This window comes from Streptomyces sp. NPDC057623, from assembly GCF_042800355.1.
GTDB lineage: Bacteria > Actinomycetota > Actinomycetes > Streptomycetales > Streptomycetaceae > Streptomyces.
In genome coordinates this window covers 14,697-38,189 of sequence record NZ_JBHVGZ010000054.1, presented here as the reverse complement: position 1 = coordinate 38,189, position 23,493 = coordinate 14,697, and the positions used below count along the sequence as shown (strand labels likewise).

Sequence of the window (23,493 nt, the reverse complement as noted above, 5' to 3'; positions counted from 1 at the left end):
GGCCACGTGGGCGGGACGGTGCACGGTCCTGTCCCGCTCCCCTTGTTGAGGAGGCTCTACATGCCGCACGCCGCCCTGCCCGAACCGGGAGCAGTGTTCGAACTGGCCGCCGACCGGATACGCCGTGTGGCGGCCGAGCAGTGGCCCGGCGAACCGGTGACGCTCGGCGCCCACGTCCCGTCGGTAACCGGCTACGTCCGCCGGGTGCACCACGGCGGGCGGGAGGTCTTCGCGAAGGACTCCCTGCTCGGCCACTCCCTCGTGTCCGTGTTACGCGGCGTCGCCGGGGACGGGGACCAAGTCCGCGCGGCACAGGCCGCCTACGCCACGTCGCCCACGTCGCTGCTGGCGCGGGAGGCCGCCCAGCTCCGCGCCCTGGACACCGCCGGAATCCGGGTCGCCCGCTGCGCCGGCTACCGGCACGGGGTGCTGTTCACCGAGGTCGTCGCTGGCCCGAGCCTGCTCGACCTGATCACCAAGGATCCCGCCCGGGCCGCCGACTGGATGACCGGGGCCGTGCGCTCCCTCGAAGGGCTTCAGTCCCCGGCGGTCGCGGCTGTGGCCGACGGGGCACCGATCGCCGAGCGCGGTATCGACACCACGTTCCGCCGGAAGTTCAACGGCATCTCCGGTCGCGCCTACGTCGACCGGCTCGGCGCCGACCAGCTCGACGAGCGCACCCGCCGGGGCACGGCGGCCGTGCTCGGCGTGGTGGTGTCCCGGCTGCTGAAACTCCGCCTCACTCCTGCCCCGGGCCCTCGCCTGGTCGTGTACGGGGACCTGAAGCCCGAACACGTCCTGTTCCCGGACGGCCCGGACGAGCAGCCGGTGTTCATCGACCCTGGCCTGTCCCGTGGGGGCGCCCACCAGGACGCCGCGAAACTCGCCTCTCGCGCGCTCCTCGCCGTACTCGCGGCTCCGCCGGCCGAGGGCACCGTGTCGGTGGTGGAGGGCATCGATGCCTTCACTCAGGGGCAGGGCCGGGGCATCAGCCGCACCGAGCGGGCGATGTGGCTGCGCCGGCTGATGGTCACGTGGCTGATGGACAGCGTGAACATCCTGTCGACCTACCTCGCAGCACCGGCCGCACTGCCCCTTCCGGATCACGCGCGCGCGGTCGTCGACTCCACCCCTGCCCTGTGCACGGTCCTGGACTCCGTCAGCGCCACTCTGACCGCCGGGACCGAGCCCGAGACGGCATGGCGCCTGGCCCTGGCCTCCGTGACCCGGGCGGCCACCCGATGACCGGCGGCTACACGGTCGGCGTCATCGGCGCCGGCGCGGTTGGCCAGACGGTCGCCGCGCTCCTGGCCGTCGAACCGTGGTGCTCCCGGCTGCTGGTCGCCTCCCGCACGTCCGAGGCCGCGCGCGGCCTGGTGACCGACCTGGAGGACGCCCGGCAACTGACGGGAGGTGCCCGCGCGTTCACGGCCGTCCGCGCCGACATGGGCGATGCCGATGCGCTGGTGGTGTGCCCTCGTGCGTCGTTCACCAACACCGCGACGGCGGATGTGCGCATGACCGGACTCGCCGCGAACGGCCCCGTCATCGCCGAGTGGGCCCGAACCCTGACCGGCTACCCGGGCGTGGTCGTGATGGTCACCAACCCGGTGGACATCTTCGCCCGCTACTTCGCCGATCTGTGCGGCGCACGCAGGGTGTTCGGGATCGGCTCCGCCACGGACACAGCCCGCTACCGACTCGCCCTCGCCCAGCATCACCGCGTGCCGGTCGACACCGTGGACGGATACGTGATCGGCGAGCACGGCGACAGCGCGGTCATCTGCGCGTCCTCCACCACCATCAACGGCCGGCCCGCCACGGTGCCGCTCGACCTCGTGACGGCTGAACTCCGCGACCGGCCACGCCGGATCAACGCCGGGATCGGACGCGTGCGCAACGGTCCCAGCGCCGCCGTGGTGTCCGCCCTACGCAAGCTGCTGGCTGTGGAGGACGGCACGGATGTGCTGTCCGTCAACCGCGGCGGCGTGTGGCTCGGAATCCGGTTGCAGATCACCGCCGGTCAGCCCACCGTCACCCCCCTGAACCTGAACGAGCGGGAGACCGCCCAGTTCATCGCCGCCCGCGCCAAGCTCGGCGCGGCTTACCGCACGATCAACCGCGAAGGAGCAACCTCGTGCCGCTGACCGCTACCCGCATCGCCGCCGATACCGCCACGGTGACGGTCGCCTCCCAGATGGAGGAGATCGCCGAGTGGTCCCGCCGCTACTTCGGCGACTGGTGGAACGCCACCACTGCGAAGACCCCCACCGAGGGTGGCATCGCCGGGGACGGCGGCGGCCTCGTCCTCGCCGACCTCGACCCTGGCCGGGTGGACGACGTGCACACCCTCGTCCGCGACTACGGGTTCGATGAGACCGTTTACGCGAACGCCCGCACCCTCGTTTCCCGGCAGGACGGCGTCACGTACGCCGTGCAGCCTGACGAGCGCCTCGCTTACCAGGCCGATGGGCGCCGCCTCGTCATCGTCGGCGAGCACCCCGAACCCGTCGCCGTCGCCGCAGCCCGCCTTGCCCGCGAACTCGTACGCGCCCAACTCCTCGCCGACGGCTGGACCGTCCTCCACGCCTCCGCCGCCGTCAAGGACGGCCGAACGGTGCTCACCCTCGGCGACAAGGGCGCCGGCAAGACCACCACGGCTCTCTTGCTGGCCCGCCAGGGTTGGGGGCTGCTCGCCAACGACCGCGTGTTCGCGCGCGCCGAGGAAGACGGGACGGTGAGGGTGCTGCCGTGGCCGTCGGCCGCCGCCATCGGCCTCGGCCTCCTCGAAGCCACGGGCCTGTACCACCAGGTACGAGAAAGGGTGCTCGCCGGCGAACAGCTCCACCCCACCCAGCACCCGACCGTGACCCAAGCCCTCAACGACGGCCGCCGCGAACCGATCTGGCGCGAGAACGGCGACCGCAAGGAGCTGAAGCCCCAGTTCTTCCCCGACCAGCTCGGAACATGGCTCGGCCTCACCCTGGTCACCGAAGCCACCGCGGCCGGGCTGCTTTTCCCCACGGTGAACCCCGAAGCGTCCCCCGCCATCCTCGAAGACGACCGCGCCCTGACCGAGGGCGACGTGTTCAGCACGACCACCGAGGACCGCTACCCGGACATCTTCCGCCTCATCCCGGCCACCGCACCGGACAACACTGCCGACCTGGTCGAGCAGCTCGGCCAGCTGCCGCACCGGTCACTCATGCTCACTCACGACACCGATGCGAACAGCGCGCTCCTGGCCAAGACCGCCGACGACATCACCGCTCTTTAGCCGACTGCCCAAGGTTCTTGCCTCTTGGGCAAGGGGCGGGACCCCGGGCGCAGACGCTCCCATCGTCAGCGTCCGGCGCATCGGCCGCCCGTCTGCCTCTTGCGGTGGGCGGGCGGCCCCACATGCCGTGTGCCGGGGGCTTCCCTGCCTTCACACCCAAGGAACGCCATGTTGCAGTGCACGGCCGTGCGTCGGCTGCCCGCCCGCGAAACGATCGCGCAGATAATCGCCGCCGACGACCCGCCCGCGCATCCCGCTCGGTTCGCCAGCGGGTACGTCGTGTGCGAGCTCGGCGATGGCCACGCGGGAGAACACGCGGATCACCTCTGGGACTGTGCCAACCCCGATGAAGCCGTCTGGTTCCTGTGGACGGAGACCGGCCACCGGTTCATCACGCTCAGATGGTGCCCGGACCAACAAGCAAATGGCGACGCATGCGGGCTGTACGCCGAGCATCCGCCGCCACACTCCTGGGGCGTGACGGATCCAACGCAGCAAGCAATGAGGGCAGACATAGCAGTTCGCCCTGAACGATGGGGCTTGCCCCGCAGGCGCTAGCCGTCCCCTCGGGACAACGCGGTGCGCGCGGGCTCCGCGCGGACGCTGGATCCCTGTGCCAGAGCCTGCCCCCGTCCGAGCCCTCAAACCAGGAACTTGCCCAAACTTGCCAGGAATTCGGCCGGATTTCGCCGTGGAGATGCGAAGGGTGTCCGGAACACGGCGCGTCGTGACGGGTTCGGTGCGTTGAACTCGCACGGCATGTGTCACGCCGATGGTGAGACGGAGGGCCTGTCTGCGAAGCCGCCCGTCTCCGCGCGCTTCAGCGCTGCCTGTCGGGCCGTCTTGAAATCCTTCACCAGGGATCTGGTGGTTGCGGAGAGGTTGCTCGGCGTGGGCATGGTGTGCGGATCAGCTCGATGGAAGGAGTCACGCATGATCACGCGAGTTCGCGTGATCTGTGCGGCCAGGGACCAGGACCCAGCAGCGCCCCAAACCAGGGTCCCTGTGTCCCGAGACCGGTGCTTTCCCCGGTGGCTGTGGAACGGGCCGGTGGCTGGGTCCACCTGGGGCCTGGGTCCCGCACCCATGTACGAGCCGGTTCGTCCGGAGTGGTCCCCAGGGCCCGGGGCGGCCGATACCGGGGGGCAGACGCCAGTTCTGCCCCCGGGAGCCCTCGATGAGCGAACAGCCGGCCACCGCCGACCACGCCCGGCCGCAGGCCCGCGAGAGGACGGACCAGTTCGCCGCCGTCTTCGAGGACATCGCCACCAACGGCCTGCCGTCGGTGGTGGAGGACTGCACGCCGTTGGAGCGCCCGCGAAGCCGGATACAACCCCGCCCTCCGCCAGCTCGGCAACCGCCTCGTCGGCATCCTCCACGGCTGCCTCAAGACCCGCACCCTCTACGACGAAGCGACCGCCTGGTCACACCACGCCCACACCCCTGCCGCTTGACCTCAAACGACATGGGGTGTCTGACCTGAACCTCGCCGGTTCACGATCTACCTGTACCGCAGCAGCGCGTGCAGCTCTGGTAGAGGGTGGTGGTGAAGCTGACGCACCACATGTACTGCGCTCCCGGCACGGGTTCCGCCCATGCCTGCCATCCCAGAAGGTCGTCCCGGGGGCGGCGTCATGGATGAGCGGCGGCAGAGGATCCAGGGAGATGAGCAGTGGGCTGTGCAGGGGATGTATCGATCTGAGGTGGCTGAGGCAGGAGGACGGACTGAAACCCGAACGAGCAGGTGGTCGAAGGTTTCCGAACGGACTGGGACGGCCGCCGCCGATTCGGGGGACGGCGGCCGTCGGGGCGTGCCGAGCGCAGCAGACATGTACCAGCCTGCCTGGTTCAGTCAGACGATCCCTTGGTCATTGACGGCCTGGGTAACCCGCAGGTCGGCGCCTTCGGTGAGGAACACGTGATCGTGGTGCGCGTGCCTGCCGACGGCGGCACGTCGGCCGGGAGACGGGGCCGGATACCCTGACAGGATGATCGAGAATCCTCCTCCCTGTCCGAAGTGCTCCTGCGAGTACACCTACGAGATGAACGCCTTGGTGGTGTGCCCGGAGTGCAGCCATGAATGGGTTCCCGCCGACAGCGGTGGCGACGGCGGGAACGTCACGGGCGAACGGGTGGTCAAGGATTCTGTCGGCAACGTGCTGCAGGACGGCGACTCTGTGGTCGTTGTCAAGGCGCTCAAGGTGAAGGGCAGTCCTTCCGGGATCAAGGCCGGCACCAAGGTGCGTGGCATCCGTCTAGTCGACGGAGTCGACGGCCACGACATCGACTGCAAGATCGACGGTTTCGGGGCGATGCAGCTCAAGTCCAGCGTGGTCAAGAAAGCCTGATCCCGCCCTCCCCTCCCTGGCGGGAAGACCAGGGCAGCAGACTGATGCTGAATTGCAAAAGTTCGCAATTGGTTAGATGCTGGGTTGGCTGTGCCCGCAATCCGGTAGCCGCGGGCACAGCCATTCGTATCTGGCCCCGGTGGGGCTTGTAGGGGAAGCCGAGGGGCCGTGTCCGTTCCGCTGTACCAGGCCAAGGCCGAGTTCTTCCGGATGCTCGGGCATCCCGTACGGATACGGGTGCTGGAGCTGCTGCAGGAAGGACCGCGACCGGTACGGGAACTGCTCGCGGAGATCGAGGTGGAGCCCTCCAGCCTGTCCCAGCAGCTGGCGGTACTCCGGCGCTCCGGGATCGTCACCTCGACCCGGGAGGGATCGACCGTCGCCTACGAGCTGGCCGGCGGGGACGTCGCCGACCTGATGAAGGCCGCACGCCGGATCCTCACCGAGATGCTGGCAGGTCGGAACGAGCTGTTGGCCGAACTGCGGGAAGCCGAGGTCGCCGCGCGATGATCTCGCAGATCTGCCGGGTCTGGTCCCGGATCGCCTCGCTGCTGGCCGCCCGCGCCGACTTGGCGGAAATGGGGCGTGATCCCCGGCGGGACCTGCTGGCCGGACTGACCGTGGCGATCGTGGCCCTTCCGCTCGCACTCGGTTTCGGGGTCTCCTCCGGGCTCGGCGCGGAGGCCGGCCTGGCGACCGCCGTGGTCGCGGGCGCGCTGGCCGCACTGTTCGGCGGTTCGAACCTTCAGGTATCGGGCCCGACCGGCGCCATGACCGTCGTCCTCGTCCCGATCGTCGGCCAGTACGGGCCGGGCGGCGTCCTCACGGTCGGTCTGATGGCCGGCGTGATGCTGGTCGTCCTCGCCGCGCTGCGGGCCGGGAAGTACATGCAGTACGTGCCCGCGCCGGTCGTGGAGGGCTTCACTCTCGGCATCGCCTGCGTGATCGGGCTGCAGCAGGTGCCGAATGCCCTCGGCGTGTCCAAGCCGGAGGGTGACCGGGTGCTCGTCGTCACCTGGCGGGCGGTGGAGGAGTTCGTGCACGCTCCCAACTGGACGGCTGTCGGCTTCGCGGTCGCGGTGGCCGTGGTCATGCTGGTGGGTGCCCGGTGGCGGCCGACCGTACCGTTCTCGATCGTGGCGGTGATCGCCGCCACCGTCGTGGCCCAGGCCGCCGGGCTGGACGCGGCGAAGCCGATCGGCGACCTGCCGTCCGGACTGCCCGCGCCGTCGCTGTCCTTCCTCGACCTCGGCTCGCTGGGCACCCTGCTCGCCCCCGCAGTGGCGGTCGCCGCGCTGGCCGCGCTGGAGTCCCTGCTGTCCGCCTCGGTCGCCGACGGCATGACGGTTGGCCAGAAGCACGACCCTGACCGCGAGCTGTTCGGCCAAGGGCTGGCGAACATCGCCGCACCCCTGTTCGGCGGGGTGCCGGCGACCGGCGCGATCGCGCGCACCGCGGTCAACGTCCGCACCGGGGCGAGCTCGCGGCTGGCCGCCCTCACCCACGCCGCGATCCTCGCCGTGATCGTCTTCGCGGCGGCACCCCTCGTCTCGAAGATCCCGCTCGCCGCCCTCGCCGGCGTGCTGCTGGCCACCGCGATTCGCATGGTCGAGGTCGGCTCGCTGCGGGCCATGGCGAAGGCCACCCGCTCGGACGCGCTGATCCTCGTCCTGACCGCGGTCGCGACCCTGGCCCTCGACCTCGTGTACGCCGTCATCATCGGCCTCGTCGTCGCGGGAGCCCTCGCCCTGCGCGCCGTGGCCAAGCAGGCCCGTCTCGACCAGGTGCCCCTGGACCGGGGCGACCACAGCGCCGAGGAGCACGCGCTGCTGGCCGAGCACATCGTCGCGTACCGCATCGACGGGCCGCTGTTCTTCGCCGCCGCCCACCGCTTCCTGCTGGAGCTGACCGAGGTCGCCGACGTACGCGTCGTGATCCTGCGCATGTCGCGCGTGTCCACCATGGACGCCACCGGCGCCCTGGTCCTCAAGGACGCGGCGGAGAAGCTGACGCGGCGCGGCATCCGCGTCCTGGCCTCCGGGATTCGCACTGGTCAGCGCCAGGTGCTCGACTCCGTCGGCGCGCTGGAGCTGCTGCGGCACGAGGGCCAGGAGTACGCCACGACCCCCGAGGCGATCCGAGGCGCCCGGGAGTACCTGCAGTCCGTCGGGATCCTGCCCGTCCTCCCCACCCAGAAGCACCGAACTCCCAGCACCTCCAACGAGGAGGCCCTCCGATGAGCACTCCACCCGCAGCCCTCCGTATGGTCGAGGTCTCCGGAGCGGAGGCCCTGTGGCTGCTGGAAGGCAGCAGCCTGGGACGGCTGGTGTACACGCAGCGCGACCAGACCGTGGTGCGGCCCGCCCGCCATGTGTGGGAGTACGGCCGCCTGGTCGTCCGTACGCCGGCCCCGGCCGCGGCGGTGCCCGCGACGGCGACGTACCAGGTGGACGAGATCCGCGCCGTGGCCGGCACCGGCTGGACGCTCACGGTCTCGGGCCCCGCCGAAGTGATCACCGACCCCGACGAGGCCGCCCACTACCGGCGCACCCTGGCCGGCTGGAGCCACGGACCGCACGACACTCTGCTGCGCCTGCAGCCCAAGACCGTCGTCGGCTTCCGCCTCGCCCGCGCGGAGGCGTGATGTCCACACAGCTCGAAACCCTGCCCCACCGGCACGTGGTCACGCTGCCCAGCGAACCGTCCGCCGTCCGCCTCGCCCGCGAGACCGCCGAGCAGGCCCTGATCAAATGGGGAATCGGCCTGCGCCACTCGGCCGTCGGCCCGGCGCTGCTGATCCTGAGCGAGCTGGTCACCAACAGCGTCCGGCACGCCGCGGTCCTCTCCCCGCAGCTCACGGTGATCTACGCGGCGGGCCCGGACTGCCTGGCCTTCGCCGTCCACGACCGCCACCCCTACCAGCCCCCGCTGTACGGCTCGGCCACCGGCACCGGTGCGGGCGGGATCGGCACCGTCATGGAGCTCGTCCTCGGCCTCAGCGGTACCGCGGTCGTGCGCGCGGACGCCGACGGCCGGGGCAAGAGCATCTGGATCACCCTCCCCCTCTGACCGGACCGCAGCCTCCGACCGGCCACCCGCACAAGGAAGTTCAGCCCCATGACCATCGACTGGCGCTACACCGTTGAGGAGCACCTCGGCATCCTCTCCGTCGCCGGATACCTCGGCCCGGACGCCGTCCATCGCTTCACCGGCGCGGTCGGCTGGGCCCTGGCCCGCGGCACCGGACCGGTCATCGTCGACCTGACCGAACTGCGCAGCTGGTCGACCGAGGGCCAGCTGGCCATCACCGAGGCAGCCCGCCGCCTCGCGGAAGCCGGCCGCAGCCTGGAGCTGGCCGCCATCCCCGCCGACGGCTCCCTCGTCCCCGCCGGGGACTGCCCGCCCATCCCGGTCCACCCCGACCTGGCAGCCGCGCTCGCCGCGCACAACGCCGGGCGTGGGGAGCAGGCGGAGGGGCGCCACGAGTGGCGCACCACGGGATGGCCGGCCGGAGGTCAGGACGGCGAGTGACGGTCCCGGCACCCGCCCTCGGCACCGGTCCGCTCAGCGGCGGCGGACCGTTTCGGTGGTCGGCATCCCGGCTGGGATCGAGTTCACGTCGGCCAGTTCGACGGAGCCGGCCCTGGAGGCTGCCGTCTCTGGCTGGCACCGACGCTTTGCCCGGTGTGGACCTGCACGGTTGATCCTGGCGGCGCCGGGCTTGCTTTTCGCGCGGCTCGTTGGAGCCGCTCGTGGTCAGGGTGGTGCCGCGGGCTCAGTTCTCGCCCGAATCCCGCATGAGGGCAGTGACGGCGGCTGAGGTGACGGCGGGTGTCAGGCCGGGGTGATCGAGTGGGGGCAGGGTCTGGCCTGGTTGCGTCTGTTCGATGAGGGCGCGGACGGCAGCGATGCGGGCGTGGGCGGTGATGGGCTTGCCGGTGGCGACCGCGGCGGCCAGCAGGCCGGGAAGGGCGTGCAGGGGCCGGGGGCCTGTGGTGGCCGCGGCGAAGGGCGGGGGTGTTTCCGGGCGCGCGTGGAGGACGGGTATGCCGGCCGGAGGGGCGAGCAGGCCGAACAGGTCGACGATCAGGTCCGTCCGGTCGGCGAGCTGGTGGAGGGGCTGGATTCCCTGGGCGAGGGGATCGTAGAGCGTGAGGTCGGTGATGCCACCGGCGATGAGGAGGCCGCTCAGATCACCGCCGCGGTTGGGGGACACACAGACCACACGGGCCTGCCGCACGTCGATGTCGTGTCGGCGCAGCGTGGTGTACGCCGCGGCGGCCGTTGCGATGGCCAGCCCGTCGTTGATGGAGTCCAGCAGCAGGACGGGGCAGTCGGTGAGGGCGGCCCGAGCGGCATGGACGTGGTCGAGGCGGGTGTGGATGAGGACGGCCGCGACGACGCCGGGGGCGAGCAGGCGCACGGCGGCGGCCAGGTCCCCGGCACTGTCGGCGGCGACGGGCAGCGGCAGGATGTCCAGGCCCGTGGTGCGGCGCAGGTGGACCGCCTGGGATTCCACCGCGGGTAGGGCGGCGGAGGCGGGCAGGTGGTCGAAGTCCAGGACCGCGCTCGCGTCGGACATGAGCGCCACCCGGTGGGCCCGGCCGGTGTACCGGTTCACGTGTTCGGGGTGGTCGACCAGGTGCCTGATCACCCGGCGGTCGGCGTCCGCGTCCAGCAGCGCGACGTCGTGGTCGCTGGCTGTCGAGGCGCGGATGCTCTGGCTGAGCTTGCCGGTAGAGGCGGTGGCGAACACCAGGTCCTCGCACAGGAGGAGGTCTGCTCCCAAGCGGTCCCGCAGAGCGCCGGTGAGCCATGCCAATGTCGAGCCGCTGTCGGCGTCCAGCAGCATCCGGTGCGCGCCCGTGGCATCCGGCGGACAGTTCTGGGTGCTGACGGCGCCCGGTGCGTCCGCAGCGATCGCTTCCACAGCGGCGCGGGCCTGTGGGGGGATGTGGACGCGGATGCTGAAGGCCGGATTCGCGCTGGCAGGGGGTGTGGCAGGCAAGAGGGTCGGCTTTCTGTGCGTGAAGCGGCTACGACGACAGCTTCCCATGGGCATGCCACAGGGCGTCGTGCAATAGGGCGTCGTGCCCGGTCCGTTGGGTCCGCGAGGTCTGTGGGAGAGACGGCCCCACGATCATCCGGGGACGAATGCACCGTCGCCGTCCCGTACAGGCACGACCGAGCAGGTGTCCTCCTCGGCGGCGATCGCCACGTCCTCGACAAACCCCATCGCAGCCAACTGACGGCCGGAGGAGCCGGCGGCGACCGCGTGAGCGACGTCGGCGGTGCCTTCGTAGGCCGCTTTCGCAGCGGCCGCCTCCGGAGAGATCGGGCCCGCACCCTGGGAACTCAGCTCTGACACGAGTGCGCCCGCGCCGAGCAGATCCTCCAGGGCCGGGCGCAGGCTCCCGTCCGGCCACCGCTCGCCCGCCGCGATCACGACAACAGGATGCTCGGAGGTGCCGTAACCATGGGCGGTGAGCCAGCCGCCGACGGCGGTGACATTGCGAAGACAGGCGGCGACCAGGCGTACATCGCGTGGTGCCGCGGCGCAGATGGCGGCGCCGTTGGGTGAGGGCAGAACGAGTCGGGAGGCGAAGGGCGCCTGACGCAGGTGATCGGGCGAGAGCGACCATGGCGTGGCGGGTGTGACGTCGGCACGGTGGACAGCCAGCCGCGCGCCGCACTGGTGAGCGTAGGCCGTGGCGGCCTTCTCGACACCGGCTCGCTCGACGGCGGTGGGGTCTCGCTGCGGCCACCGGAAGGGAAGGACCCGCGTTCCCTTCCCGACGGCGACGCTCACCGCCGTGGTGAACGACAGCACGTCGACCACGACCAGACAGGCCGTCTCCCGAGCGAGACGGTCGGCTCCGGCGGGCCCCCACTCGAAGCGGACCCCGGTGCCGGACTGCGTAGGCCAACCACCCATCACCCACCCCCCTTGTGCGTCAGCCCTGCTTGGTCTCCGAGACGGGCTGTACGGCACGGCCCCCGAAGGTCAGCTTCAGCAGGCCATGGTGGTCGCAGCGCGGGCAGCGGCCGTCCGCCTCGACGGCGGTGGGGCGGCACTTGAGGCGGCAGCCGGGGCACTTGAGCCAGGTGACGCCGGTGCCGCGCAGCGGGGTGATCCTCACGCGATCCTCCTCACACGACCTCAGGAATTGCTAATGTTAGCAATTCCTGAGGTCATCACCGCTGGATTCGGCGGCACGGTTCCTCGTACTCGGGTTCGGTGCCGTTGGTCCCGCAGGCGAGGATGGGCCGCATGTTTGTGACGAGTGGGTGGATGCGATGCTCCGAGGCCCGGCCGGTGGGGCCGTGCTGTTGTGTCGGGGAGGAGACGGCACGATGAGTACGCCGCTGTACCAATTGAAGGCCGAGTTCTTCAAGACGCTCGGCCATCCGGCACGTATCCGGGTCCTGGAGCTGCTCAGCGAGCGCGAACACGCGGTCGCGGAGATGCTGCCCGAGGTGGGCATCGAGCCCGCGCACCTGTCCCAGCAACTCGCCGTACTGCGCAGGGCCAACCTGGTCGTGACCCGCAAGGAAGGCTCGAACGTCTACTACTCGCTGACCAGCCCGCACGTGGCCGAGCTGCTCCGGGTGGCGCGCACGATCCTGTCCGGCGTGCTCTCCGGGCAAGCGGAACTGCTCGCCGACCTGCAGGCCGCGCAGGGGGAGGCGAAGCCGCCGTCGTAGCGATGGCCCTCGATCGGCGGCCGTCTCCCGGGGAGTTTGACAGCGCTCTCCGGTGGCGGGAGGCGGCCGCCTTCACTTATAGGTAAAGCCGGGCAAAGCATCGGGAAAGCGCCGTAACTCTACTCGTGGGATGGCCGGTTGGTCACCTGCGGACAGTCCTCACCGTCGCAGGGAGGGTTCATGAGCCTGTTGCGCAAGATCCGCACCACCGGGAGGGTGGCCGAGCCGGCTCCGTCTCGCCCGGAGGGCGAGGTGCCGGAGAAGGCGCGGGAGCTGCGCGGGTCGGTGCAGGTGCGGTGCGTGGACGCCGGGTCCTGCAACGGCTGCGAGATCGAGATCGCGGCGGCGTTCAACCCGGTGTACGACGCCGAGCGGTACGGCGCCCGGCTGGTGGCCTCGCCCCGGCATGCGGATGTGGCGCTGGTGACCGGGCCGGTGACACGGAACATGGCGGAGCCGCTGCGGCGCACGGTGGCCGCGATGGGCGAGCCGCGGCTGGTGGTGGCGGTCGGGGACTGCGCGATCAACTGCGGTGAGTTCGCCGGCGGCTACGGCGTCGAGGGCGCCGTCTCAGATGTCGTAGACGTGGATCTGGCCGTACCCGGGTGCCCGCCGGAGCCGGACGACATCGTGGCCGCGCTGCGGCGGGTGACCGGCAGATGACCGTGGTCCCGGCCGCCCTCGCGACGGCCAGCGCTCTGGGCGGCGCGGGCTCACTGGCCGGGGCGGTGCTGCCGTACCGGCTGCGCGTCCCGGTCGTCGGACTGCTGACCGCGGGCGCGGGGGTGGCAGGTGGTGCGGCGGGTGTGGCTGCCCTTGGCGGAAGCCGCTGGTCGGCGGCCTACCCCCAGGTGCTGCCGCTGGCGGGGGCGCACGTGGCGGTGGACGCGCTGGCGGGGCTGTTCATGGCGGTGGCGGGAGTGGTCGTGGCCGCGGTGGCGGTGTACGGCATCGGCTACGCGGCCGGGCACGGAACGCACGGGCTGGGTTCGCGTACGGCGCAGGCGGTGCTGCCGCTGTTCGCCCTCAGCCTCGTCCTGGTACCCGTGGCGGCGTCGGTGTCCACGTTCCTGGTGCTGTGGGAGCTGATGGCGCTCACGTCGCTGCTGCTGGTGCTGGCCGAGCATCGCGAGCGGGCGTCCGTGCGGCAGGCGGGCGCGTGGTACGCGGTCATGACCCACCTCGGCCTGGTCCTGCTGCTGGCTGGGTTCGCGGTGTTCGCCGCGCAGGCGGGCGGGGAGACCTTCCCCGCGCTGCGGGCGGGTGCGCACAACGTGTCGCCGACTGTGCGCGGGCTCGTGTTCGTCCTCACCGCATCGGCGTTCGCGTCGAAAGCGGGCGCAGTGCCGTTGCACGCCTGGCTGCCCCGGGCGCATCCCGAAGCGCCCAGCCCTGTCTCGGCGTTGATGAGTGCCGCCATGGTCAACCTCGGCGTCTACGGACTGGTGCGCGTTGCCTTCGATCTGCTCGGCGGCGGGCCGGCGTGGTGGTGGCTGGGGCTGATGACGGTCGGCGGGGCCAGCGCGGTGTACGGGATCCTGCAGGCGGCGATGGCCTCCGACCTGAAGCGGCTGCTGGCGTACTCGACGAGCGAGAACATGGGCCTGGTCCTGGTCGGAGTCGGGGCGTCCGGGCTGTTCGCGGCCTACGGTGACCGGCCGCTGGCCGCACTGGCGCTGGCTGCCGGACTGCTGCACGTGATCAACCACGCGGCGTTCAAGGCGCTGTTGTTCTGCGCGGCGGGCTCGGTGCTGCGGGCCACGGGGGAGCGGAACCTGGATCTGCTCGGCGGACTGCGCGGGCGGATGCCGGTCACGGCGGGCCTGTTCGCCGTCGCCGCGCTCGGTGCGGTGGCGTTGCCGCCCGGCAACGGGTTCATCAGCGAGTGGCTGCTGCTGCAGTCCCTGATCCACGGACTGCAGGTGTCCGGTGTGGCGGTCGCGGTCGTGCTGCCGTTGTCGGTGGCGTTGATCGCCCTGTCGGCGGGCATCGCCGCGGCCGTGTTCGTCAAGGCGCTGGGAGTGGGCTTCTTCGCCAGACCCCGGAGTCGGCAGGCCACCGAGGCCAGGGAGTCACCCCCGCTGATGCTCGCCGGGATGGGCCTGCTCGCGGCCGTGTGTGCGGCGCTGGCCTTGGTGCCGGGCCTGCTGGGCGACGGCTTGGACCGGGCCGTGAGCGCGACCGGCCTGCCCGGCAGCGGGGCGGTCTCGGGCGGCGGGCTGAAGGTGCAGCTCGCGGACATCTCGGCGTCGCTGTCGCCGCTGTGGGTGGTGGCCGCCCTCACCGTGGTGCTCGCGCTCGCCGTGGGACTCCCCAGGCTGTACGGGCGCCGTCGGCGTCGTACGAACGCCCGGCTGTGGGACTGCGGCGGCGGGGCACCGACCCCGCGCATGGCCTATACGGCGACCTCGTTCGCCGAACCGCTGCAGCGGGTCTTCGACGATGTCCTCGCGCCCGAGCAGGACGTGGACGTCACCCCGGTGCGCGAGTCGGCGTACCTGGTGGAACGGGTGCGCTTCCAGCACCGGGTGCCCGACCGGATCGAGCACCGGCTGTACGAACCGGTGATCGGCTTCCTCACCGGTGCGGGGCAGGCGGCGCGGCGGCTGGCGGGCGGCAGCGTGCATCTGTATCTCGGCTACGGCTTCGTCGGCCTGGTCGTCCTGCTGTTGGTGTTGGCGGTGGGCTGGTGATGAACAGGGTCGGATACGTGGCGGTGGCGGGCCAGATCGTGGTCGTCGTGGCCGGTGCGCCACTGCTGACCGGATGGATGCGGCAGGTACGGGCCCGCCTGGAGGGCCGTGCCGGGGCCGGAGTCCTGCAACCCTGGCGGGACACGGCCAAGCTGCTGCGCAAGGAACCGATCACCCCCGTCGGCACCGGGCCCGCCTTCCGGACCGCGCCGGCGCTGCTGGTCGCCACCACAGTGGTCGCCGCCGCACTCGTACCCCTGCTGTCCACCGACACCCCGGTCAGCGGCCACGCCGACCTGATCCTGGTGGTGGCGTTGATCGCGCTCGGCACGCTGGCGCTGGCGCTCGCCGGGCTGGACACCGGCACCGCGTTCGGCGGGATGGGTGCCTCCCGGGAGATGATGGTGGCCGCGCTGGTGGAGCCGACCATCCTGCTGTCGGTGTTCGCCCTGTCGATACCGGCAGGGACGACCAACATCCCGGCCATCGTCACCGGAGCCGTGGAGGAACCGGCCCGCCTCGCCTCCCCGGCCGGCCTGCTGGCCACGGCCGCGCTCGCGGTCGCGGTGCTGGCGGAGACCGGGCGGATCCCGGTGGACAACCCCTCCACCCACCTCGAACTGACCATGATCCACGAGGCGATGGTGCTGGAGTACGCGGGCCCGGACCTGGCACTGGTCGAACTCGGCGCCCAGATGCGGCTGACGCTGCTGCTCGGGCTGCTGTCCTCGCTGTTCGTGCCGTGGGGCATCGCCACCAGCGCCTCCTGGGCGGCGCTCGTGGCGGCCCTGGTGGTGTTCGCCGGGAAGATCCTGCTGCTGGGCGCGGTATTGGCGGCGGCCGAGGTGTTCTGGGCGAAGGTGCGGCTGTTCCGCGTGCCCGAACTGCTCGCCGGCTCCTTCCTGCTGGCGCTGCTTGCCGTGACCGCTTCCTACTTCCTGAGCGGGGCGTCATGAGCGAGGGACTGTTCACCCAGCTGCTCGACCTGGCCTGCGGCGCCTTCCTGCTGGCGGCCGTGGTCGTGCTGTGGCGGCGCGAGCTGTCCGCGATCGTGCGGGTCTTCGCTCTGCAGGGCATCGCGCTCGCCGCGATCGCCGTCCTGCTCGGCGCGCACGAGGAACGCTGGGACCTGGTGGCGGTGGGGATCGGCATCGGGGTGCTGCGGGCCGGTGTCCTGCCATACCTGATCCGCCGGGCCCTGACCGCGCTCACCGCCGACCGGGCACACAGCGAGGAGGTACGCGAGACCCAGCCACTGGTCAACATCACCGCTTCGCTGCTGACCGCCGCCCTGCTGACCCTGCTGGCCTACGCGGTGAGCCGCCCCCTGACCGAGCTGAACCCGACCCCCGCCACCCGTGCCCTCCCGGTCGGTCTGGCGGTGGTCCTGATCGGCTTCTTCGTCCTGGTCACCCGCAGACGGGCGCTGGCGCAGGTCGTGGGCTTTCTGCTGCTGGACAACGGGATCACCGCCACCGCGTTCCTGGCCACCTCCGGGGTGCCGCTGATCGTCGAACTCGGCGTCTCCTTCGACGTGTTGCTGGCAGTGCTGGTGCTGCAGATCCTGACCACCCGGGTGCGGGAGGCGTTCGGCACGACCGACATCGACGACCTGCGGGAGCTGCACGACTGATGAGCACTACCGCTTCCGCCCTGCTCCTCGCTACGCCCGCCGTCGCACCTGTGGCGGTGGCCGCGGTGTATGCGCTGACCGGCCTGCGCGCCCGCCCACCCGCCGCAGAGTTCGCCGTGACGCTCACCGAGACCCGGCAGCGGGTGTCCGCACAGGGACCGGTCGTGATCGCCGAGTCACCCGCCCCCGTGCAAGCCCCGAACAAGGACCATCCGGCGGACTGGGCCGCTCTCCTTGCCCCGGTCGTGGTCCTGCTGTGCGGGATTCTGCTGGCGGCGGCCGTCATCGACGACGGCCCGCAGGCTGCGTACTCCGGGCTCCTGCGCGGCGACGCGCTGACCGCCTGGATGCTGCTGGTCATCGGCGCCGTTGCCGTGGTCGCCTGCGGCTCGGCCCCGGCGTACCTGGCGGGTGAGCGGGCCGCCGGCCGGGCACACCACGGGACCGAATGGCGCTACCACGCCCTGGTCCAGGCGTTCCTGGCCGCCATGTGCCTGGCCGTGGTGACGGCGAACCTCGGTGTGCTGTGGGTCGCCATCGAGGCCACCACCATCGTCACCGCCTTCCTCGTCGGCCACCGCCGCACCCGCACCTCTGTGGAGGCGGCCTGGAAGTACGTGGTGATCTGCTCGGCCGGGATCGCGCTCGCCTTTCTCGGCACCGTGCTGATCTACTACGCGGCCCGGCAGGCCGGCATCGCCGAGGCATGGGCGCTGGACTGGCCCACCCTGGTCGCCCGCGCCGACCGCCTCGATCCGGCGGTCACCCGGCTCGGCATCACCCTGATCATCCTCGGCTTCGGTGCCAAGGCCGGCCTGGTCCCACTGCACGCCTGGCTCCCCGACGCCCACAGCCAGGCACCCGCACCGGTCTCCGCGCTGATGTCCGGCGTGCTGCTGTCGGTCGCCTTCGCCGCGATCCTGCGCTACCGGGTCATCGCCGACGCCGCCCTCGGCCCGGACTTCACCCGCGTCCTGCTGACCGGCATCGCGCTGCTCACCCTCGCCCTCGCGGCCGGGCTGCTGCTCGCCCAGCGCGACTACAAGCGGATGCTGGCCTACTCCAGCATGGAGCACATGAGCCTGATCGCCCTGGCCGCGGCGATCGGCAGCCCGCTCGCACTGTCCGCCGCCCTGCTGCACATCGCCGGACACGGGCTCGCCAAATCCGTCGCGTTCTGCGCCTCCGGACGCATCCTGCACCTGACCGGCACCACGCGGATCGGCCGCATCCGCGGCCTGTTCGCCCAAGCACCCGTGTCGGCAGGGGCGTTCGGGCTCGCGGTGGTGGCGCTGATGGCGTTCCCGCCCTTCAGCCTCTTCGCCTCCGAACTGGGCATCGCCCGGGCCGGCTTCGCCGCCTCAGACGCCCTGGCCTGGGCCACAGCCGCAGCCCTGCTCCTCGTCCTCATCGCCTTCGCCGCACTCGCCGCCCGCACAGCACGCATGCTGCTGGGCCCCGGGGAACCGACCGGCGAAAGCCCGTACATGCTGTGGCCGCTCGCGGTGGGCCTGGCCGCCTGCGCCGCCCTGGGCATCGCCACCGGACCGCTCACCGACCTGCTACACGCCGCCGCCCAGACGATCGGAGGCTGAAGCGATGCACACCACACACGACATCGGCGTCACCGAACTACCCCAGCGAGCAGCGGAATTGCTGGATGACGGACGTCGGCTCGCCCTGGTCGCCGCCCACCACGACGACCATGGCATCCGCGTGGTGTACCTGTTCGTGTCCGGCCCGCCGGACACCCGCACCGAACTCCACGTCCGCCTCGACCCCGACCGCCCCGAGGTACCCACCCTCGCCCATCTCTCCTTCCCCGCAGGCCGGTTCGAGCGCGAGATGCGCGACCTGTTCGGCATCACCCCTCTCGACCACCCCCTCCCGCGCCGCCTCGTACGCCACTTCCACTGGCCACGCGGCTGGTACCCGATGCGCCCAGACGCCGGGCCACCACCGGCGTTCGGCGAACAGGAGGGGCCCTACCCGTTCCTGGAGGCAGAGGGCGACGGGGTATACGAGATCCCGGTCGGCCCGGTGCACGCCGGTCTGATCGAGCCCGGCCACTTCCGCTTCTCCGTCGTCGGCGAGACCATCCTGAAACTCAAGGCCCGCCTGTGGTTCGTCCACAAGGGCGTGGAAAAGCTGTTCCAGGGCCGCTCGATCGCCGCCGGCCTGCCGCTCGCCGAACGCATCAGCGGCGACACGGCCGTCGGCCACGCCCTCGCCTACTGCCTCGCCGTCGAGGAGGCCACCGGAACCGAAGTCCCCGCCGAGGCCGGATACGCCCGCGCACTGCTCCTCGAACTGGAACGCGTCCACAACCACGTCGCCGACCTCGGCATGCTCTGCAACGACGTCGGCCACGGCATCCTCAACGCCCACGCCCAGCGCGTCCGCGAACAACTCCTGCGCCTCAACCGGGAGATCACCGGCCACCGCCTCCTGCGCGGCGGCGTGATCCCCGGTGGCGCGGCCCTGCGCACCCTGCCCGACCCCACCCGGCTCAAGGCCATCGGCGCGGACATCCGCGAGATCACCGACCTGGCCCTCGGCCACTCCACCGTCCGCGACCGCTTCACCGGCACCGCCATCCTGAAGACCGCCGCCGCCCGGGAGATCGGCTGCCTCGGCTACGTCGCCCGCGCCAGCGGCCTCCCCGGCGACGCCCGCCTCGCGCACCCCTTCACACAGTACGACACCGGGCTCGCCGCCTCCGTCCACGACAGCGGCGACGTCCTGGCCCGCTTCCTGGTCCGCGCCGAGGAAATCGAGATCTCCCTCGCGCTCATCGAGCAGTTCACCCACGGACTCACCTCGGGCGCCGTACTGGGCCCGTCGCCGGCGACCGGAACGGGCCCTCGCACAGGGGTGGGCCTCGTGGAGGGCTGGCGCGGCACCATCGCCACCCGGGTCGAACTCGCTCCCGACGGCACCCTGTCCCGAGTCAAGCTGGTCGACCCGTCCTTCTTCAACTGGCCAGCCCTACCGGTCGCGTTGACGGACACGATCGTTCCGGACTTCCCGCTGACCAACAAAAGCTTCAACCTGTCGTACGCGGGCAACGACCTGTGACGGTGAGGGCCGCGCCGACGCCCCTTACAAGTCGCCCTCGACGAGGGAGTGCAGGTGCTCGTCGTGCCACCCGTCCTCGTGCAGGAGCGCACTGCGCATGGTGCCTTCGAAGGAGTAGCCTGCCTTCTCCGCCACCCGGCAGGACGCCGGGTTCGCGGTCGAGTGGCACAGCCGCAGGCGGTGCAGACCCAGCTCCTCCAGGGCCCACCGGCTGACGCGCTTGACCGCCTCGACGACGACACCGCCGCCTCGTGCGGCGGGCAGAAGCCAGTAGACGATCTCGGCGTCGCCGTCCTCCAGGTTGATGTCCCCCCATCCGATCAGGCCCAGGGCTTCCCCGCCGTCCCCACTTGCAATGGCCCAGATCGCGGCCTGCTCGGCCTGCCAGCGCCGGTGCATGCGCTCTATCCTCTGGCGCGCGTGCTCGGGCGACTCCACGACCAGTCGGTTCCACAGCCGAATGCCGGGATCCTGACCCGCGGCGATGAGGGCATCGGCGTCCCGCAATTCCCAGGGACGCAGTTCCAGCCCACCGGCGAGGCCGAGCACAGGCTGCGGAATCCTGGCCATGCGGCCCGCGGGTACGACGGGAGGTATGGGCGAGGAGGAGATCATCAGGGCATGCTGTCAGGTGCTCGGTGCGCTCGAAAGCCGATTCCGCACCAGCCGGTAACCACTGACGATCTCCGGCCGGATACGCACCACCTGCCCCACCTCCGCGTCGACCCACGGCGTGAGCAGCCGCTGGTAGTGAGCCAGTTCGGCGGCATCGGCCACGCGAGTCGCCGTGCCGGTGACCACGACGCTCCACCCGGTCCGCGTCGCCGGATCGATCTCATCGGCCTCGTACGCCACCACCTCGGAGAGCAGCGCACGCCCCAGCAACGCCGACCCGTCGTGGGTGCGGACGATGATGTCGCCCTCGATCACGAGGTGATTGACCGGCCTGATCGTGGGCAGCGCCTGGTCCGTGAAGGCAACCCGTCCCAACGGCACGGTGCCCAGCAGCTTGAGGGCTTCGTCGCGGCTCAGCTCGACCATACGCGCGACGGGGACGGGTTCGCAGGACGCGGGATTCACGACAGCTCTTCCTCTACGGCCATGCGTCTGGCGTCGGCGGGCCAGAGTACTTCGACGTCGATGCCGCACCCGCGGGCATAGGCCACCAGGTGGGCCGTTGCGTCCCGACTGGTTGCTGGCGAGCCGTCCCATACCGCCAGCAGGCGGCCGCAGGTGCGCAGCAGGTTCTCGTCCGCGCCTGTGCAGGCGCTGCGGTCGGCCGGGTCGTACTCCAGCAGCCGTACCTGCTCCGACAGCAGCAGCAACTCCCCGGCGGCCCTGCGGTCACACGTGTCCAGCACCGCAGGCACGCCGTTCTTCGAAGGCAGGACGGTCACCAGAGCAAGCCCGGCAGCACGCGCCGCCCTCCCGAAGGCGACAGGCAGGCCATGCCCGGCCCGCACCAGCCCTGCGCTGCCCGCCCGTACGAACTCGGCCAGCCGCCAGTACAGCTCCTCCTCCAGCATCGCCAACGTGGGCGCGGCGAGATCGGGGTGTCCCACAACAGCGATCACTTCCGGTGACCCTCTCTCCACACATGCATATCCCGACAACTAGCCAATTGAAGAAGTCTTCAATCAAGCTCAGGGCAGCCGCCCGTGCCACGACTGCGCTCAGGGCCGAACGGCCCTGCCGGAAGACCCCGCTACTTGTTGGCGTGCTCTCCCAGATAGAACAACAGCATCACGAACCCCGCGATCAGGTGTGTGCCGAAGATGTAGAAGAAGGCACGCAGCGCGACGCCACGCTCCTTCTGACTTTCCGCGTCCCGGGGTTTGCCGTCCTTGGCCGTGCTCACTGCTTCAACTCCCGTCATTCATCCTGTCGTGTGTACGAGGGGATCTCGAACCGGGCGAGGACGACCTTGCCGTCGTCCTCGACGGCCGGTTCGGCGCTCAGCTCCCCGTCGTAGTCAGCGGCCAGTTCGGCGACCATCCGGAGTCCGGCGCCCATGCCCTCAAGCGTGAGATCCGGAAGACGCGGTTCGGTATCCGTGACGCTGACGACCAACTGGTCGCCTGCGACCGCTATCCCCACGTCCGTCAGCGGCGAGTGCGGGGCGTGTCGCAGCACGTTGGTGACCAGCTCGCTCACCACGAGCAACACCGAGTCCGCGAAAGCGGACTCAGGGGCGATGCCCGTCTCGGCGAAGTGCCCGGCCACCGCCTCCCGCGCCTCCCTCACAGCATCGGGCCCCACCCGCACCGAGGCGACGTGCCGCCGCACCGGCGGTCGAACGTGCTCGACGGCCCCTACGGGCCTGCCCCGGTGCCACGGCATCCGGAACCGGCGGGCGCCGCCCGTCACAGGGCCGGCTCCGTTCCGCGCAATTCGGTGAGCAGATCCTGGCGCCTGGCCAGTTGCACGGACAGGATCCGCCGGGCCGCGGCCAGCAGCTCCGCCACATCGCCGCCGGCCAGCTCGTACACCACTGTCGAGCCGGTCCGCGTCGCGGTCACGATCCCGGACCGACGCAACACGGCCAGCTGTGCCGACAGGTTCGACGGCTCGACCTCGATGGCCGTCAACAGGTCGCGCACCGGCATCGGCCCGTCCTGCAGCAACTCCAGCACCCGGATACGGACCGGATGCCCGAGCATCCGGAAGAACTCGGCCTTCGCTTCATACAGGGGAACCGGCATCCGGATCACTCCCCTTCCGTTTCCGCACCGACGGCGCCGACATCGACTCCGTGCCGCCGCGCTACCCGCACCGCGTCGTCCAGCTCGTCCTGGGCCACTGCCACGGCGTAGGCGTCCTCGGCCTCCAGCGCCGTCTCCAGAGACGCTCGTGCCTGGCTCACCCGCTCCAGCAGTGCCTCGGCGAACACAGACCCGCCCATCCGGCCTCCTCCCCGACGGCCGCACTCGACGGCAACTAGTGAATTGAAGAACTCTTCAAGAGTAGTGGACGCCACATGCTCCGGAATCCGCCAGGTGATGCTCGGGGCGTCCCCATGAACCGTTCACACGGGTTCCCGGGGAGCCGATCGCGGCAACTGCAACCAAAACTGCAACCACGCACGTCGAAGGGCCCCACCGCGAACGGTGGGGCCCTTCGACATCGTGCCCGGTGAGGCACTAGCGGAGGATACGAGATTCGAACTCGTGAGGGGTTGCCCCCAACACGCTTTCCAAATGTTCGCCTGGGGGTTCGGGGGTGATCAGGAGGGTCCTGACCTGCGGCGGAGTGGAGCTGAGGTCGGAGTATGGGGTGAGGGTGTCTAGGATGAGGTCGGCCCTGGCCCGGCGGTCGCGGGTGAGGACGGGGTGGACCAGCAGGTCGGCAGCGCGCAGCACTGGGTCGCCGAGGCCGAGGCGCTCGGCCGGCTGGAGGGCGTTGAGGGCTGCTTCGTAGGACTGGACGACGCCGCCGGGGCCGGGCTGGGTACGGCCGATGGCGGCCCGGTCGTCGTCGGTGGCGGCGTGTGCCTGCTTGGCGAGGTAAGCGAGTACGTCGTCCTGGCGGCCGGAGGCGATGCACAGCACCCGGCCGTCCTGTGAGTAGGACGTTGAGGTCGCCGAAGCGGGGGATGGGCGCCCGTTCCACCTGCCGGGCGTCGGATCGCCCTCGGCGGAGGCGGTGGGGCCCTGCGCGACGGCGACCGCGTGTGCGTGGGACAGGCGCAGGCCGAAGCGCTCGGTGCGCTCGGCGAGCTTCTTAGCGGTCACCGGCATGCAGGCATTGATGAACACTGCC

Annotated in this window: 28 protein-coding genes and 1 pseudogene; 17 read left to right on the top strand and 12 right to left on the bottom strand. The window is 71.1% G+C overall.

Annotated elements, in window-relative coordinates; genetic code table 11:
- The first annotated feature begins 60 nt into the window (after nt 1-60).
- Genes ACFU95_RS36985 through ACFU95_RS36975 form a run of 3 tightly spaced genes read left to right on the top strand, consistent with a single transcriptional unit; the run spans nt 61 to nt 3,277 of the window.
- Nucleotides 61-1,245, top strand: coding sequence for a phosphotransferase (locus tag ACFU95_RS36985; RefSeq protein WP_383837451.1), 1,185 nt, complete (start codon nt 61-63; stop codon nt 1,243-1,245).
- The gene (locus tag ACFU95_RS36980; RefSeq protein ID WP_383837448.1) at nt 1,242-2,147 is read left to right on the top strand and encodes a lactate dehydrogenase; all 906 of its coding nucleotides are present in this window, start codon (nt 1,242-1,244) and stop codon (nt 2,145-2,147) included. The genes ACFU95_RS36985 and ACFU95_RS36980 overlap by 4 nt, the downstream gene beginning before the upstream one ends.
- On the top strand, nt 2,138-3,277 hold the full coding sequence (locus tag ACFU95_RS36975; RefSeq protein WP_383837445.1) for a hypothetical protein: 1,140 nt from the start codon (nt 2,138-2,140) through the stop codon (nt 3,275-3,277). The genes ACFU95_RS36980 and ACFU95_RS36975 overlap by 10 nt, the downstream gene beginning before the upstream one ends.
- A gap of 150 nt (nt 3,278-3,427) precedes the next feature.
- On the opposite strand, the gene ACFU95_RS36970 is transcribed toward ACFU95_RS36975, so the two are convergent.
- Nucleotides 3,428-3,601 (bottom strand): hypothetical protein, encoded by a 174-nt coding sequence (locus tag ACFU95_RS36970; RefSeq protein ID WP_383837442.1) that lies wholly within the window; start codon nt 3,599-3,601, stop codon nt 3,428-3,430.
- Between the two features lie 992 nt (nt 3,602-4,593).
- On the opposite strand from ACFU95_RS36970, the pseudogene ACFU95_RS36965 reads away from it, so the two are divergent.
- The 7 genes and pseudogenes from ACFU95_RS36965 to ACFU95_RS36935 form a co-directional block, all read left to right on the top strand.
- Nucleotides 4,594-4,731 (top strand): annotated as a pseudogene (locus ACFU95_RS36965) (IS110 family transposase); the annotation flags it as partial.
- Between the two features lie 534 nt (nt 4,732-5,265).
- Entirely contained in the window at nt 5,266-5,625 is a 360-nt protein-coding gene (locus tag ACFU95_RS36960; RefSeq protein ID WP_383837439.1) for a zinc ribbon domain-containing protein YjdM, read from the top strand.
- A gap of 168 nt (nt 5,626-5,793) precedes the next feature.
- Nucleotides 5,794-6,135 (top strand): ArsR/SmtB family transcription factor, encoded by a 342-nt coding sequence (locus ACFU95_RS36955; RefSeq protein WP_383837436.1) that lies wholly within the window; start codon nt 5,794-5,796, stop codon nt 6,133-6,135.
- Complete coding sequence (locus tag ACFU95_RS36950) at nt 6,132-7,865, top strand: SulP family inorganic anion transporter (protein WP_383837433.1); 1,734 nt, start codon at nt 6,132-6,134, stop codon at nt 7,863-7,865. The genes ACFU95_RS36955 and ACFU95_RS36950 overlap by 4 nt, the downstream gene beginning before the upstream one ends.
- Entirely contained in the window at nt 7,862-8,269 is a 408-nt protein-coding gene (locus tag ACFU95_RS36945; protein WP_383837430.1) for a pyridoxamine 5'-phosphate oxidase family protein, read from the top strand. The genes ACFU95_RS36950 and ACFU95_RS36945 overlap by 4 nt, the downstream gene beginning before the upstream one ends.
- Nucleotides 8,269-8,694 carry an ATP-binding protein gene (locus ACFU95_RS36940; protein ID WP_383837427.1) on the top strand — a complete coding sequence of 142 codons (426 nt, stop codon included), beginning with the start codon at nt 8,269-8,271 and terminating at the stop codon, nt 8,692-8,694. The genes ACFU95_RS36945 and ACFU95_RS36940 overlap by 1 nt, the downstream gene beginning before the upstream one ends.
- A gap of 48 nt (nt 8,695-8,742) precedes the next feature.
- On the top strand, nt 8,743-9,156 hold the full coding sequence (locus ACFU95_RS36935) for an STAS domain-containing protein (protein WP_383837424.1): 414 nt from the start codon (nt 8,743-8,745) through the stop codon (nt 9,154-9,156).
- Nucleotides 9,157-9,400: 244 nt separating this feature from the next.
- On the opposite strand, the gene ACFU95_RS36930 is transcribed toward ACFU95_RS36935, so the two are convergent.
- The 3 genes from ACFU95_RS36930 to ACFU95_RS36920 form a co-directional block, all read right to left on the bottom strand.
- Nucleotides 9,401-10,555 carry a malic enzyme-like protein gene (locus ACFU95_RS36930; protein ID WP_383837421.1) on the bottom strand — a complete coding sequence of 385 codons (1,155 nt, stop codon included), beginning with the start codon at nt 10,553-10,555 and terminating at the stop codon, nt 9,401-9,403.
- 210 nt (nt 10,556-10,765) lie between these two features.
- A complete protein-coding gene (locus tag ACFU95_RS36925) occupies nt 10,766-11,560 on the bottom strand; it encodes a 2-phosphosulfolactate phosphatase (RefSeq protein WP_383837418.1) in 795 nt (264 codons plus the stop codon).
- A 19-nt stretch (nt 11,561-11,579) separates the two neighbouring features.
- Nucleotides 11,580-11,765: a hypothetical protein gene (locus ACFU95_RS36920; RefSeq protein ID WP_383837415.1), complete on the bottom strand. Its 186-nt coding sequence runs from the start codon at nt 11,763-11,765 to the stop codon at nt 11,580-11,582.
- Between the two features lie 214 nt (nt 11,766-11,979).
- On the opposite strand from ACFU95_RS36920, the gene ACFU95_RS36915 reads away from it, so the two are divergent.
- The 7 genes from ACFU95_RS36915 to ACFU95_RS36885 all read left to right on the top strand — a co-directional run bounded on the left by ACFU95_RS36915 (nt 11,980) and on the right by ACFU95_RS36885 (nt 19,734).
- Entirely contained in the window at nt 11,980-12,330 is a 351-nt protein-coding gene (locus ACFU95_RS36915; protein ID WP_383837412.1) for an ArsR/SmtB family transcription factor, read from the top strand.
- A 180-nt stretch (nt 12,331-12,510) separates the two neighbouring features.
- Nucleotides 12,511-12,993 carry an NADH-quinone oxidoreductase subunit B family protein gene (locus tag ACFU95_RS36910; RefSeq protein WP_383837409.1) on the top strand — a complete coding sequence of 161 codons (483 nt, stop codon included), beginning with the start codon at nt 12,511-12,513 and terminating at the stop codon, nt 12,991-12,993.
- Entirely contained in the window at nt 12,990-15,023 is a 2,034-nt protein-coding gene (locus tag ACFU95_RS36905) for a proton-conducting transporter membrane subunit (protein WP_383837405.1), read from the top strand. Before ACFU95_RS36910 ends, ACFU95_RS36905 begins: the two co-directional genes overlap by 4 nt.
- Complete coding sequence (locus tag ACFU95_RS36900; RefSeq protein ID WP_383837402.1) at nt 15,023-15,979, top strand: respiratory chain complex I subunit 1 family protein; 957 nt, start codon at nt 15,023-15,025, stop codon at nt 15,977-15,979. Before ACFU95_RS36905 ends, ACFU95_RS36900 begins: the two co-directional genes overlap by 1 nt.
- Nucleotides 15,976-16,656, top strand: a complete 681-nt coding sequence (locus ACFU95_RS36895; RefSeq protein WP_383837399.1) for a hypothetical protein — start codon at nt 15,976-15,978, stop codon at nt 16,654-16,656. Before ACFU95_RS36900 ends, ACFU95_RS36895 begins: the two co-directional genes overlap by 4 nt.
- Entirely contained in the window at nt 16,656-18,251 is a 1,596-nt protein-coding gene (locus ACFU95_RS36890; protein WP_383837396.1) for a proton-conducting transporter membrane subunit, read from the top strand. The genes ACFU95_RS36895 and ACFU95_RS36890 overlap by 1 nt, the downstream gene beginning before the upstream one ends.
- Before the next feature lie 4 nt (nt 18,252-18,255).
- Nucleotides 18,256-19,734: an NADH-quinone oxidoreductase subunit C gene (locus tag ACFU95_RS36885; protein WP_383837393.1), complete on the top strand. Its 1,479-nt coding sequence runs from the start codon at nt 18,256-18,258 to the stop codon at nt 19,732-19,734.
- A gap of 24 nt (nt 19,735-19,758) precedes the next feature.
- On the opposite strand, the gene ACFU95_RS36880 is transcribed toward ACFU95_RS36885, so the two are convergent.
- From ACFU95_RS36880 to ACFU95_RS36845, 8 genes are all read right to left on the bottom strand, one after another.
- Nucleotides 19,759-20,349: a GNAT family N-acetyltransferase gene (locus tag ACFU95_RS36880; protein WP_383837390.1), complete on the bottom strand. Its 591-nt coding sequence runs from the start codon at nt 20,347-20,349 to the stop codon at nt 19,759-19,761.
- A 12-nt stretch (nt 20,350-20,361) separates the two neighbouring features.
- Nucleotides 20,362-20,814 (bottom strand): pyridoxamine 5'-phosphate oxidase family protein, encoded by a 453-nt coding sequence (locus tag ACFU95_RS36875; protein ID WP_383837387.1) that lies wholly within the window; start codon nt 20,812-20,814, stop codon nt 20,362-20,364.
- Nucleotides 20,811-21,308, bottom strand: coding sequence for a hypothetical protein (locus tag ACFU95_RS36870; protein WP_383837384.1), 498 nt, complete (start codon nt 21,306-21,308; stop codon nt 20,811-20,813). Before ACFU95_RS36870 ends, ACFU95_RS36875 begins: the two co-directional genes overlap by 4 nt.
- Nucleotides 21,309-21,439: 131 nt before the next feature.
- On the bottom strand, nt 21,440-21,592 hold the full coding sequence (locus tag ACFU95_RS36865) for a DUF6126 family protein (RefSeq protein ID WP_383837382.1): 153 nt from the start codon (nt 21,590-21,592) through the stop codon (nt 21,440-21,442).
- A gap of 14 nt (nt 21,593-21,606) precedes the next feature.
- Nucleotides 21,607-22,101, bottom strand: a complete 495-nt coding sequence (locus ACFU95_RS36860; protein WP_383837378.1) for an ATP-binding protein — start codon at nt 22,099-22,101, stop codon at nt 21,607-21,609.
- Nucleotides 22,098-22,436: an ArsR/SmtB family transcription factor gene (locus ACFU95_RS36855; RefSeq protein WP_383837561.1), complete on the bottom strand. Its 339-nt coding sequence runs from the start codon at nt 22,434-22,436 to the stop codon at nt 22,098-22,100. Before ACFU95_RS36855 ends, ACFU95_RS36860 begins: the two co-directional genes overlap by 4 nt.
- A 5-nt stretch (nt 22,437-22,441) precedes the next feature.
- Nucleotides 22,442-22,636 carry a hypothetical protein gene (locus ACFU95_RS36850; RefSeq protein ID WP_383837375.1) on the bottom strand — a complete coding sequence of 65 codons (195 nt, stop codon included), beginning with the start codon at nt 22,634-22,636 and terminating at the stop codon, nt 22,442-22,444.
- Between the two features lie 238 nt (nt 22,637-22,874).
- Nucleotides 22,875-23,471, bottom strand: a complete 597-nt coding sequence (locus ACFU95_RS36845) for a hypothetical protein (protein WP_383837373.1) — start codon at nt 23,469-23,471, stop codon at nt 22,875-22,877.
- Nucleotides 23,472-23,493: the final 22 nt, after the last annotated feature.

Excerpts from the sequence above, each read along its gene's own strand:
- ACFU95_RS36915 (WP_383837412.1), top strand. The coding sequence starts at position 11,980 with ATGAGTACGCCGCTGTACCAATTGAAGGCCGAGTTCTTCAAGACGCTC.
- ACFU95_RS36855 (WP_383837561.1), bottom strand. The coding sequence starts at position 22,436 with ATGCCGGTTCCCCTGTATGAAGCGAAGGCCGAGTTCTTCCGGATGCTC.
- ACFU95_RS36895 (WP_383837399.1), top strand. The coding sequence starts at position 15,976 with ATGAGCGAGGGACTGTTCACCCAGCTGCTCGACCTGGCCTGCGGCGCC.
- ACFU95_RS36905 (WP_383837405.1), top strand. The coding sequence starts at position 12,990 with ATGACCGTGGTCCCGGCCGCCCTCGCGACGGCCAGCGCTCTGGGCGGC.
- ACFU95_RS36980 (WP_383837448.1), top strand. The coding sequence starts at position 1,242 with ATGACCGGCGGCTACACGGTCGGCGTCATCGGCGCCGGCGCGGTTGGC.
- ACFU95_RS36910 (WP_383837409.1), top strand. The coding sequence starts at position 12,511 with ATGAGCCTGTTGCGCAAGATCCGCACCACCGGGAGGGTGGCCGAGCCG.
- ACFU95_RS36890 (WP_383837396.1), top strand. The coding sequence starts at position 16,656 with ATGAGCACTACCGCTTCCGCCCTGCTCCTCGCTACGCCCGCCGTCGCA.
- ACFU95_RS36960 (WP_383837439.1), top strand. The coding sequence starts at position 5,266 with ATGATCGAGAATCCTCCTCCCTGTCCGAAGTGCTCCTGCGAGTACACC.
- ACFU95_RS36935 (WP_383837424.1), top strand. The coding sequence starts at position 8,743 with ATGACCATCGACTGGCGCTACACCGTTGAGGAGCACCTCGGCATCCTC.
- ACFU95_RS36985 (WP_383837451.1), top strand. The coding sequence starts at position 61 with ATGCCGCACGCCGCCCTGCCCGAACCGGGAGCAGTGTTCGAACTGGCC.
- ACFU95_RS36850 (WP_383837375.1), bottom strand. The coding sequence starts at position 22,636 with ATGGGCGGGTCTGTGTTCGCCGAGGCACTGCTGGAGCGGGTGAGCCAG.
- ACFU95_RS36900 (WP_383837402.1), top strand. The coding sequence starts at position 15,023 with ATGAACAGGGTCGGATACGTGGCGGTGGCGGGCCAGATCGTGGTCGTC.
- ACFU95_RS36885 (WP_383837393.1), top strand. The coding sequence starts at position 18,256 with ATGCACACCACACACGACATCGGCGTCACCGAACTACCCCAGCGAGCA.
- ACFU95_RS36950 (WP_383837433.1), top strand. The coding sequence starts at position 6,132 with ATGATCTCGCAGATCTGCCGGGTCTGGTCCCGGATCGCCTCGCTGCTG.
- ACFU95_RS36880 (WP_383837390.1), bottom strand. The coding sequence starts at position 20,349 with ATGATCTCCTCCTCGCCCATACCTCCCGTCGTACCCGCGGGCCGCATG.
- ACFU95_RS36925 (WP_383837418.1), bottom strand. The coding sequence starts at position 11,560 with ATGGGTGGTTGGCCTACGCAGTCCGGCACCGGGGTCCGCTTCGAGTGG.
- ACFU95_RS36845 (WP_383837373.1), bottom strand. The coding sequence starts at position 23,471 with ATGCCGGTGACCGCTAAGAAGCTCGCCGAGCGCACCGAGCGCTTCGGC.
- ACFU95_RS36945 (WP_383837430.1), top strand. The coding sequence starts at position 7,862 with ATGAGCACTCCACCCGCAGCCCTCCGTATGGTCGAGGTCTCCGGAGCG.
- ACFU95_RS36940 (WP_383837427.1), top strand. The coding sequence starts at position 8,269 with ATGTCCACACAGCTCGAAACCCTGCCCCACCGGCACGTGGTCACGCTG.